We start from the raw sequence: 6426 nt of genomic DNA, 5'->3' as shown, positions 1-6426 counted from the left end.
TTATATTTAACTCACCTTGAATATATCGATCGCTCCTGCTAGTGGTCTGCGATCAATTATTCAGCAAACCCTAATTATATTAGTTCGTCATCGTCTCGACGATAAACATGAACACAGTTGCGACCTTTGCCTTTGGCAGCATAACAAGCTGCATCAGCCGCCCCCATAACCTCCATCAAATCAGGGCTGTCTTGGTTAATGGCAACAACTCCAATACTGACCCCGATGATAAAGGTTTTGCTATCCCAAATAAACCGAAACTGATGCACTAGGTCTTTGAGGTTTTCCGCAATTAGAGCGGCTTTAGAGAGGGGACATTTAGTAAGCAAAAGACCAAATTCATCACCTCCCAAGCGAGCCAGTGTGTCATTAGCGCGGACTCCCTTTTGTAAAAGTGTAGTGATTTGGCGCAGTAGCTCATCGCCAGCAATATGACCAGCGGTATCGTTAACGACTTTGAACTTATCTAAATCTAAATAACAGAGAGCGTGCTGCTGATTGCTATCTTGAACAGAGGCGATCGCCTCCATTAGTCGCTGCTCAAATCCTCGACGGTTGATTAAACCCGTCAGAGCATCGTGACTGGCTTCCCAAGAGAGTTGACGAGCAAGATTGCGCGATTCGGTAACATCATGAAAGACGATGACTGCCCCGATAATTTGACCTTGGCAGTCTCGAATCGGTGCTGCTGAGTTCTCAATGGCATACTCAGTCCCATCGCGCGCAATCAGTATAGTATGGCTAGCTAAGCCCACAATTCGCTTCTCCAACAGAGCCTTGCCGATCGGATTCTCTACTGGCTTTCGCGTTACTTCATTGACAATTTCAAAGACTGTAGACAGGGGGAGTCCCTTAGCCTCATGAGCCTTCCAGCCTGTCAGTTGCTCAGCGATAGGATTGAAAAATCGCACATTACCTTGAGCATTGGTAGTAATAACTGCATCACCAATCGATTGGAGGGTCACTTGAGCGAGTTCTTTTTCGGCAAAGAGGGACGCTTCGAGACGTTGACGTTCTTCCATTTCTCTCAAGAGACGTAAATTCTGCTCTTGGAGGCTTTTTTGCAACCGTCGGATGGTTAGGTGAGTTTCGACACGAGCTAATACTTCTTCGGCGTGAAACGGCTTAGCAATATAATCTACGGCACCAACAGCAAGCCCCTGAACCTTATTGAAAGTTTCATTGAGAACACTCAAAAAAATTATCGGAATGCTTGCGGTTTGCTCGTCAGATTTTAATTGTTTACAAACTTCATAGCCATCCAAATCGGGCAATTTAATGTCGAGTAAAATTAGTTCCGTCCATGGCGATTGGGCGGCTCGGAGCGCCATTGCGCCTGTTGTGGCACAGCGAACTTTATAACCATGTGCGCTCAAAGTACGGTCCAGAAGACGCAGGTTATCAGGCAGATCGTCAACAATTAAAATATTGCCTCGGTAGTTGGTAGCTGGATCGCTAACTCTATCGTTAGTTAGATCGAGAATGCTACTGCTTTCCATAGTTTCTTACCCTAGGACTATAAGCCTATGAATAAGAGTATAGTTGAATTGTGAGGTTATAAACTCACTTTACGCAGAAAGAAGTCCTGCGATCGCAGAGTTCGAGGAATGGCACGCTGCCACAGCCCCTACAAAATCTGACTTGTTGAGGTAGGGATAATCCCTCCGTAGTTGCCCTTCTTCGTTTCGGCTAACATTAGGAGAACATTTTTTCAACGCAATCTGCTGTATGAACAAGCACATTTCTGAAAGGGCAAGTATACTCGTCATTGCGATCGGATTTCTCGTGCTGCTAGGTTGGCAATTTGACATCTCCCTACTCAAAAGTGATTTTCCCGGTAAGACTTCGACGATGAAGCGGGCCATGGCAGAACTCAATCGCTAAGCACTTCAGCACTCATGAATAATGCAGGTTAAGTATGATTACACAATTTTTTGAGAGTGGAGGATTCATTCCTCATGGTCACTGCTATCTCTGGCAAACAAACTTAGTAGGATTACATATTTTATCCGATGGTTTAATCGCTTTAGCTTACTACTCCATCCCCATCATGCTAATCTACTTTGTGCGACAGCGCCCAGATACTCCTTTTCCGAAAGTATTATTTCTGTTTAGCGCCTTCATAATTGCCTGTGGTACAACTCATATCATGGAAATTTGGACGCTTTGGTTTCCTACTTATTGGATTTATGGAGGACTTAAAGCTATTACTGCTCTGATTTCTATATATACTGCATCTGAGCTAGTGTTTTTAATTCCATCAGCCTTAGCTTTACCTAGTCCAGCTCAACTTATTGTGGCGATTCAAGCCTTAGAGAAGGAGATCAATGAGCGCAAGCGGGCTGAAAACGAACGCAAACAAATTGAGGTGGCTTTACGAAACAGTGAAGAGCAGTTTCGCAATGCGTTTGAAAATGCGTCCATTGGAAAGGCGATCGTTTCACTTGATGGGCACTGGATTAAAGTAAATCCTGCCTTATGTCAGATTCTTGGCTACTCATCAGAAGAGTTGTTAGCGTTAACTTTCCAAGACATTACCCATCCCGACGATTTAGACCTGGATCTTAGTTATGCACATCAACTATTAGCAGGAACAATTTCAACTTACCAAATGGAAAAACGCTATTTCCATAAACAAGGACATATAATTTGGATTCTTCTTAATGGATCGCTCGTACAAGATGAACAGGGAAATCCACTGCATTTTATTGCTCAGATCCAAGAAATTACCGCTAAGAAAGAAGCTCAAAAGGCGCTAGAGCTTCAGAGTCTTATTATCCATAACATGGCAGGTGGAGTGTGTTTAATTAAAGCCTCAGACCTCACGATCGTCTACACCAATCCTAAATTTGACGCTATGTTTGGCTACACAGATGGCGAACTCGCAGGTCAACCCGTTAGTGTCTTGAATTATGTCGATAAAGAGGTAACACCAGACGCAAGCGTTCTAGATATTGTCACTCAACTTGAGCAAAAAGGAGAAGCACAATATGAAGTCTACAATAAGAAAAAAGATGAAAGACTTTTTTGGTGCAGAGTTCATACATCTAGGTTTGAGCATCCTGAATATGGAACTGTATATGTTGCCGTTCAGGAGGATGTGACAGATCTGAAACAAGCTGAGCAAGCTTTGCAAGCTACCACAAATCGCCTTAACTTTCTCCTGAACTACAGCCCCGTCGTTATTTTTGGCTGTAAACCGGGTGGCAATTATGCCGCAACGTTCATGAGCGAAAATATCAAAGATGTATTGGGCTATGAAAGGATTGATTTTTTAGAAGATTCTGACTTTTGGGTGCATAACTTACACCCAGATGATTTAGAACGAGTGGTTAATGGCTTAGAAAATCTATTCGTCAATGATTTTTATTTCCATGAATACCGTCTTCGTCGCTCAGATGGGGTTTATCGCTGGATACTCTGTCAACTCAGACTAATTCGAGATCCTGCAGGTAGACCAGTGGAAATGTTGGGATATTTAATTGACATTAACGATCGCAAACAAGCCGAGTTAGAACTTGAGCAAGCTAAAGAAGCCGCAGAGACAGCAAACCGAGCCAAAAGTATGTTCCTGTCCAATATGAGCCACGAACTCCGTACTCCTCTCAATGCTATTTTGGGATTTACGCAATTGATGAGTTACGATCCTGTTCTGACTCCCGAACTCCAACAAGATTTGGCGATCGTCAATCGTAGTGGCACACATTTATTGGAATTGATTAACGACATTTTAGATTTATCTAAAATTGAGAGCGGACAGATGACACTCTCTCTTTCTGACGTTGACCTCAAGTTTTTGCTGATTTCTCTTGAAGAAATGTTGCAAATTAAAGCCCAATCAAAAGGATTGAAACTCATTGTCGAGCGAGATACAAATCTTCCCCAATTTGTGCATACCGATGAGAAAAAACTGTATCAAGTTTTAGTCAATCTGCTCGGGAATGCAATTAAGTTTACTAATCAAGGAAGCGTCACCTTACGAGTAATATCAGAACATATCGACCAAACGTCCTGTCGCCTATGTTTTGAAATTGAGGATACTGGAGTGGGAATTGCTCCAGCAGAAGTTGAGAGCTTATTTAAGGCGTTCGTGCAAGCTGAAGCGGGGAATAAATTGAATCAAGGTACTGGTCTAGGTCTAGCTATCAGCCAAAGATTTGCCCAACTCATGGGTAGTCAGATTCGGGTTCAAAGCACATTGAATCAGGGCAGCATTTTTTACTTTGAACTTGCGGTAAAGCTACCTCAAGGAGTCTGCCTTGCTTCAGAATTGCTTACACAAAGAGTGATTGGTATAGCTTCAGGACAACCAACTTACCGCATCCTTGTGGTTGAAGATGTAGAGGAAAATCGCCGCTTATTGGTCAAACTCCTTATCTCAGTGGGTTTTGAGGTGCGCGAAGCAACACAGGGAGTTGAAGCACTATCCCTGTGGGAAAGTTGGTCCCCACACCTGATTTGGATGGATCTACGAATGCCGATCATGGATGGCTACACAGCTACCAAACGCATTAGAGAACACCCTCATGGAAAAGAGACTGTCATTATTGCTTTAACTGCCAGTGCTTTTGAAGAAGATCGAGAGAAAGTTCTTATGGCTGGTTGTGACGACTTTATGAGCAAGCCATTTCAGGAATGCCTCGTCTTTGACAAACTCGCTCAATACTTGGGAGTAGAGTACATCTACACAGTTGTAGGAAAAGATTCCCAAAAACTATTTGTTGATTCTTTATCTCCAGAAGATCTAGCCGTGATGTCCTCTCAGTGGTTAGAAGAAATGTATCAAGCTGCCTACTATGTTGATCCTGAAGTCATGAACGAGCTAATCAAACAAATTCCCGCATCTCAATCAACCCTTTCCAGTTCGCTAATTGATTGTGTCAATAACTTTAACTATGACCAAATTCTGGAGTTAATTCGACCTCTGCTCCCGAATCCAGTTTAGTTATCGATTTTAAGGACAAAGAAGCTATAGGGAGCATCTCATATTTGTAAAAACACTTTTTCTGGCTTCTTCGTTCTTCCTCTTCCCTCTTCCCTCCTGCCTCCTGCCTCTTCCCTCTTCCCTCCTGCCCCGCAGCCTCAAAACCCTCCCGATCCAACTCGCTCTGACTGGCATTCCTCACTACGAAATGGTAACGGTTATTTTATTGAAGATGATACGATATAATAAGTCAAAAGTTAATTCTGCTAATTCCAAATTTTTTGCAAATTTAGAATAAATCCCGGCAAAACATTTTCCCCAGAAAGAGTGAGAGGAGATTGTAAAACTTCCACATCTTGACCGGGGCGATAAATTTCAACTTCGCGTTTGTTGCGGTTAATCAGCCAACCCAAAGGGCAGCCATTTTCCATATATTCTTGCATTTTTTCCTGACTTTTTTTCAAACTGTCGCTGGGCGAGACTAATTCAATGACAAAATCGGGACAAAGGGGGATGAATTTTTCTCTTGGTTCTGGCGTCAAAGCTGACCAGCGAGATTTTTATACCCAAGAAGCATCGGGAGATCGATCGGCTTTGTTGGGAAGGGTAAATCCTGTGGAGGAACCAAACACTTCTCCGAGTTCGGTTTGTTCGTTCCACACATCCAATTGGGTAGTCAATTTGACATTGCGTTTCCCTGTTTCTCCTCCGGTTGGCGGCATGGCGATTAATTCTCCGTTGGCGTTGCGTTCGAGTTTCACGTCTGGGTTTTCTTCGCACAGTTGATAAAACTGTTCTGAAGTTAGTTTAATCAGGGAGTTGAGGTTTAAGGTGATAGCAGTCATGGTTATTTACCTGCTGTTTTTATGAACTACATTAAGAATTAAAAATGGGATTACTCATTTTTAATTCTTAATTATTAACTTCTCATTTTACTGCAATTGTTTGATTCGGGTGAGCGCGTCTTGATAGGCGCTGGTTCTGCCGCCTTGCTTGTAAAGTTCTGCTGCTTTTTGAAAGTCGGCAATTGCTTGGGGTTGGTCTTTGTTGTCCAGGTAAGCTAAAGCTCGGTTGTAGTAAGCGTCGGCAAAACCGGGATTGGCTTCGATCGCCCGCGTGTATGCTTCAATAGCGCTAATAGCGCTAATAGCGCTAATAGGCCTGGGCCCGCGGGTTGTTTCGAGGCTGGCAATGAAAGTGCGGGCATTGCCGATATTAAAATACAATTCAGGGGTATATTTGGGCTTGAAAGCGAGTGCTCTGTTGAAATCGGCGATCGCCTCCCAAGCATCTCCTTGATCTAACAGCGAAAGTCCTCGAAAATAATAGGCTTGGGCGTCTTGCGGATTGGTGGTGGATACCGGGCCGATCGTTGCGGGAGTATTGTCTACTTTCAACTCGGATTTGTTGATTCCCGCCGCCACTAGCTTCGCGATAAATGTATTGATGGGAACTGCTGCATTAAATCCGGTTTTAATCGGGGCGACTTCGCCGGAACTCGT

The 6426-nt window shown here is 43.4% G+C and carries 4 protein-coding genes and 1 pseudogene; 2 read left to right on the top strand and 3 right to left on the bottom strand.

Features of this window, described 5'->3' with window-relative positions; genetic code table 11:
• Positions 1-74: 74 nt before the first annotated feature.
• Positions 75-1499 (bottom strand): diguanylate cyclase domain-containing protein, encoded by a 1425-nt coding sequence (locus QUA07_RS09880; protein ID WP_333324556.1) that lies wholly within the window; start codon positions 1497-1499, stop codon positions 75-77.
• Between the two features lie 229 nt (positions 1500-1728).
• On the opposite strand from QUA07_RS09880, the gene QUA07_RS09875 reads away from it, so the two are divergent.
• Positions 1729-1884 carry a hypothetical protein gene (locus tag QUA07_RS09875; RefSeq protein ID WP_333324554.1) on the top strand — a complete coding sequence of 52 codons (156 nt, stop codon included), beginning with the start codon at positions 1729-1731 and terminating at the stop codon, positions 1882-1884.
• 34 nt (positions 1885-1918) lie between these two features.
• Positions 1919-4945 (top strand): PAS domain S-box protein, encoded by a 3027-nt coding sequence (locus tag QUA07_RS09870; protein ID WP_333324552.1) that lies wholly within the window; start codon positions 1919-1921, stop codon positions 4943-4945.
• A 245-nt stretch (positions 4946-5190) separates the two neighbouring features.
• Here QUA07_RS09870 and QUA07_RS09865 read toward each other — a convergent pair.
• Positions 5191-5769, bottom strand: a pseudogene (locus tag QUA07_RS09865) (Uma2 family endonuclease).
• Positions 5770-5856: 87 nt separating this feature from the next.
• The coding region (locus QUA07_RS09860; RefSeq protein ID WP_333324550.1) for a tetratricopeptide repeat protein at positions 5857-6426 on the bottom strand (570 nt) is incomplete at its 5' end.

This window comes from Microcoleus sp. T3_A4 (assembly GCF_036700465.1).
Lineage (GTDB): Bacteria > Cyanobacteriota > Cyanobacteriia > Cyanobacteriales > Microcoleaceae > Microcoleus.
Note: the sequence above shows the minus strand (reverse complement) of the source record. Positions and strands in the feature narration are given on the sequence as shown.